At 62.5% G+C, this 1,510-nt stretch carries 1 protein-coding gene and 1 pseudogene; both read right to left on the minus strand.

Features of this window, described 5'->3' with window-relative positions; genetic code table 11:
• Positions 1–715, minus strand: a pseudogene (locus tag EOA29_RS36160) (hypothetical protein); the annotation flags it as partial.
• A gap of 34 nt (positions 716–749) precedes the next feature.
• Positions 750–1,510 (minus strand): hypothetical protein (locus tag EOA29_RS36165; RefSeq protein WP_127222376.1); only part of this gene is annotated, 761 nt, incomplete at its 5' end.

Raw genomic sequence — 1,510 nt, forward strand, 5'->3', positions numbered from 1 at the left:
GCGACAGCGCGTAGGCCGAATTCTTTTCGGTGAAATCGTCGAAGCGGTGGGCGAGCTCGGGATTGAGGAGACCGTCCACGGGAAGCGGGATGTCGACCCGCTCGTTGAGCTTGCCATTGGCGTCGACGAGCTGGCGCACCATGCTCTCCGAGGAATCCTCGACCGTCACCATATAGACCAGCGGCAGGTTGGCGCTGCCGTCGAACGAGGCCCAGTGGACGAGGTAATAGGGCCGCAAGGTCTTCGGGTTGACCGAGACCTTCGCCGTCTGCGCCAGGATGAAGGGGCCGAAGGTCGCCTCGCTCTTGACGTCCTCCAGATAGAGCCGCTCGGCCATCGACTTCTGGAGTGCCGCGGGAAATTCCTTGTGGCGCAGGATGAAGTCGGCCATCTCCTCGCGCAGCTCGCCGGCCTGCGGGATGTTGGCGAGCCGGTTATCCGCCTGGCGGCGGTCGTTCTCCAACTCGAGAAGGTTCTGGAACACCGGATAGCCGCTGTCGGCGCGCGAGATGCGGAACGCATCCATGAAGCCCAGCCGGTTTCGCCAGCAGGAAAAGGATTTGTCCAGCCGGGCGATGTACTCGGCGACGATCTTTGCGACGATGCCATGCCGGTAGAGCGGCGAGCGGTCATCGCGCATGAACACTTCCAGCCCTCTCAACGCCGCAGTGATGGCGGAGAAGTAGCGCGCCGCCGCTTCATTTTCGGGGGTCATGGGACTGCCCTGGAGAAAAATGCCGGCACGCCGCCTACTGCTGCACGTAGTTGGCGGCGTTATGCTTCTTCATCACCTCGTCGAAGCGGCGGGCGAAGGCGTCGTCCGCAAGCTTCTTGCGGCGCTGGATATCGGCGCTGGCCACCATGTTCTTTTCATGCATCTCCAGGAGATCGCCGATGTGCTTCTGCGAGGCGGCGCCGATGCCGGCCATCGTCTCTTCCGCGGTGTTGTCGACCTGGCTGCCCAGCGTGTTGATCTTGTGGGCGACGTCCTGCTGGGCGGCGGTCTTCAGCGAATCTTCCAGCGCCTTGTAGAGGACGATGCGCTGCTCGGTGTCGATGGTCAGCTTGTTGATCAGCGTCGATTGCGCGGCGATCTGGTTGTTGAGAGAGTCCACGAAAGTCTGGAACATCGAGGTGTAGCGCTCCAGCGTCTGGCTTTCGGCGAGCAGCTCCTGCTCCTTGGCCTGCTTCTCGTTGTACTCGGTCGCCATCTTCGAACGCTCGCCTTCGAGCTCGGTGCGCTCCTTCTGGGTCGTGGAGGCGGCGATCTTGTTCTCGATGTCGAGCAGCATCGGGTTAAGCTCCTCGATCCGCTTCTGTACCGCCTCGAGATTGGCCATGGTCGTCTTGCGGCGCTCGATCACCTGCGACAGGCTGGTCTCGGAGGTCTTGTAGCGCTGGTCGAGGATCTGCTTCTGCGCTTTCAGGATGCCGACGATGGTGTCGGACTTGGCCAGCAGCTCCTGCAGATTGCCGGCCAGCGACATGTTGCGCACGCGGTCGGTGCGCA

This window comes from Mesorhizobium sp. M1E.F.Ca.ET.063.01.1.1 (assembly GCF_003998155.1).
Lineage (GTDB): Bacteria > Pseudomonadota > Alphaproteobacteria > Rhizobiales > Rhizobiaceae > Mesorhizobium.